The organism is Micrococcus sp. HMSC31B01 (genome assembly GCF_001816085.1).
Classification (GTDB): domain Bacteria; phylum Actinomycetota; class Actinomycetes; order Actinomycetales; family Micrococcaceae; genus Micrococcus; species Micrococcus luteus.
The window spans coordinates 1-3,026 of sequence record NZ_KV824853.1; the positions used below are offsets into that span (position 1 = coordinate 1).

3 protein-coding genes are annotated in these 3,026 nt (G+C 73.9%); all 3 read left to right on the top strand.

Annotation, left to right across the window (positions count from 1 at the left end):
* On the top strand, positions 1–717 hold a 717-nt coding region (locus HMPREF3105_RS00740; RefSeq protein ID WP_141762365.1), incomplete at its 5' end, for an ABC transporter ATP-binding protein.
* A gap of 178 nt (positions 718–895) precedes the next feature.
* The gene (locus HMPREF3105_RS00745) at positions 896–1,891 is read left to right on the top strand and encodes a hypothetical protein (protein ID WP_049147022.1); all 996 of its coding nucleotides are present in this window, start codon (positions 896–898) and stop codon (positions 1,889–1,891) included.
* Positions 1,892–2,009: 118 nt separating this feature from the next.
* On the top strand, positions 2,010–3,020 hold the full coding sequence (locus HMPREF3105_RS00750; RefSeq protein WP_020625623.1) for a bile acid:sodium symporter family protein: 1,011 nt from the start codon (positions 2,010–2,012) through the stop codon (positions 3,018–3,020).
* Positions 3,021–3,026: the final 6 nt, after the last annotated feature.

Sequence of the window (3,026 nt, forward strand, 5' to 3'; positions counted from 1 at the left end):
CCGGGCTGTTCTCCCGGGCCCTGCCCGCGGGGTGCCAGGGTGGCGCTCGTGGGCGAGTCGGGCGGCGGGAAGTCGACCATCGCGCACCTGCTGCTGGGTCTGTACCCGGTGACGAGCGGACGCATCGAGGTGTTCGGACAGGACGTCGCCGGGCTGGACCTGGCCGCGCTGCGCGGGCGGATCGCCACCGTGTTCCAGGAGCCGAGCCTGTTCTCCGGGACGGTGCGCGAGAACATCGCCTACGCGGACCCCGACGCCTCCGACGAGCGCGTCCGGGCCGCCGCCAAGGCCGCGTACGCGCACCGGTTCGTGGCGGCGTTCGACGACGGCTACGAACAGGTGATCGGCGAGCGCGGGCTGCGGCTGTCCGGCGGGCAGAAGCAGCGGATCGCGGTGGCGCGGGCCGTGCTGAAGGACGCGCCGATCCTTGTGCTGGACGAGGCCACCTCCGCACTGGACACGAAGTCAGAACGGCTCGTGCAGGCGGCCCTCGAGGACCTGATGGTGGGGCGGTCGAGCCTGATCGTGGCGCACCGGCTGAGCACGATCGCGTCCGTGGACCGGATCGTCACGCTGCGCGGCGGGCAGGTGCAGGAGATCGGGACCCCGGCCGAGCTGGCCGCGTCCGGCGGGATCTACGCGCAGCTGCTCGAGCTGCAGAGGGCCGGCACCCAGGAGGCCCGGAAGATGCTGAAGGAGTACGGGCTGAGCGGGTGATCCCGGAATCTTCTGCGGATCCGACCCTTCCGAGCGCTGCGCGGCGGCCCAGAAGGGTCAGATGTGCAACGGATTCCCAGCGCGCGGCAGGACGTCCACGACGACGTCGGCCCGACGCCTCCGCAGGGCCTGTGGACAACCGGGCCCGCCGACGTCGGGAGCGAGCAGGATCGGGGCCATGCGCGTGCCCGGACCCTTCCCCGCCCACCTCCAGGACGCCCCGTTCACGCGGGCGCAGGCGCTGGCCGCCGGGGTGTCCGGGTCGCGGCTGCGCAGCCGGGACGTCGAACGCGTCGCGCACGGCCACTACCGCTGGATCGGCCCCGTCACCGGGGCGACGCCGCCCGCGCGTCCCCTCGCCACCGAGCTGTCCCGGCTGCAGGACCTGGCGGCGATGCGTCCCGACGTCGTGGTGACCGGAGAGTCCGTGGCCCGGTTGCTGGGCTGGCCCCTCCCGGACGACGTGAAGGCCCGGGTGCGTCCTACCGTCCTGCGGTCCCGCACCCGCCGGGTGCTACGGGAGCCCGGCGTGCGCACCCGGCTCGTGGACCTGGACCGCGTCCTCGTGCGGAGGGACCGGCTGCACGGGCTGCGATGGACCTCGCACGCCGACACCTGGTTCCACCTGGCCACCGTCCTGGACCGAGACGCGCTCGTGGCGGTCGGAGATCGGCTGGCACGGGAGGACGAACGGCGGGGGAAGGTCGCGCTGGCCACCCGCCGGGAGCTCGGCGCCGCGCTCGAGCGGCACACCGGCGAGGCCGGGATCGTGCGGGCGCGGGAGGCGCTCGCGCTCGTGCGCACCGGTTCCGACTCCCCGGCCGAGACCGAACTGCGCCTGGCGCTGATGGCCGCGGGGCTGCCCGAGCCGGACCTGCAGATCGAGCTCTGGGACCCGGACTACTCGCTGTGGCACCCCGCCAGCGCGGACCTCGGCTACCGGCGGTGGCGGATCGCGATCCACTACGAGGGCAAGACCCACGACGGCGCCGCGCAGGTCGGCAAGGACACCCGCCGGGACGCGGTGTTCCTGCGTCAGGGCTGGCTCAACATCCGGGTGGCGGGGACGGACCGGTGGCGGGGATTCGTCGAGACGGCGGCGCTGGTGCGGGCCGCGATCGCGGAGCGTGGCGGTCTCGACGCCGGTGGCGCGGAGGATCGTCTGCGGAACTGACCCTTCTGGGGCGGGAGCGGACGTCCAGAAGGGTCAGGGGCGCAGAAGATTCCGGAAGGCCGACGACGGCGCCGCGTCACGCGACGACGCACCGCGGCCCCGCTCTTACCATGACGGGATGACCGCACCGGATCCCGCCCCCACCGACGCCCGCCGCGCGGAAGACCGCTCCGCCCGCATCGCCGTCACCGTCTTCCCGCTGCTGGTGCTCGCCGCCGCGCTCGTGGGCTTCCTCGCCCCGACCGCCGCGAAGACGCTGCTGCCCCAGGTCAACCTGTTCCTCGGGATCATCATGTTCGGCATGGGCCTGACGCTGACCCTTCCGGACTTCGGCCTCGTCGCCCGCCGGCCGCTGCCCGTGCTGCTGGGCGTGGTGGCGCAGTACGCGATCATGCCGCTGCTGGGGCTCGGCGTCGCCGTCGTGCTCCAGCTGCCGCCCGAGCTCGCGGCGGGCGTGATCCTCGTGGGCTCGGCCCCGGGCGGCACGTCCTCGAACGTGGTCAGCTACCTCGCCCGCGCCGACACCGCCCTCTCCGTGGCCATGACCTCCGTGTCCACGCTCCTGGCCCCGCTGCTCACGCCGCTGCTCACCCTGTGGCTGGCCGGCCAGTACATGGCCGTCGACGGCGGCGCCATGGCCAAGTCCATCGTGAACATCGTGCTCCTGCCGGTCCTAGGCGGACTCGTCGTGCGCCTGCTGCTGCGCCGCGTCGTCGACCGCGTGCTGCCCGCCCTGCCGTGGGTCTCGGTGGTGTTCATCGCGCTGGTGGTGGCCGCCGTCGTCGGCAACAGCGCCTCCCGCGTGCTGTCGGCGGGCCTGCTGGTGTTCGCAGCGGTGGTGCTGCACAACGGGCTCGGCTACCTGCTCGGCTACGGCGCGGCGAAGCTGTTCCGGCTGCCCACGCCCGTGGCGCGCACGGTCTCGATCGAGGTCGGCATGCAGAACTCGGGCCTGGCCGCGGGCCTCGCCGCGCAGTACATCTCGCCGGCGGCAGCCCTGCCGGGCGCCGTGTTCTCGATCTGGCACAACCTCTCCGGGGCCGTGCTCGCGATGGCCTACCGCCGTTCCGACGGCCGCAGGGCCGCGGGCGCCCCCGGCTCGGCCCCGGCGAATCGTCTGCGGAACTGACCCTTC

Bases quoted from the DNA above. Each gene is read 5' to 3' on its own strand.
- HMPREF3105_RS00750 (WP_020625623.1), top strand. From the start codon at position 2,010: ATGACCGCACCGGATCCCGCCCCCACCGACGCCCGCCGCGCGGAAGAC.
- HMPREF3105_RS00745 (WP_049147022.1), top strand. From the start codon at position 896: ATGCGCGTGCCCGGACCCTTCCCCGCCCACCTCCAGGACGCCCCGTTC.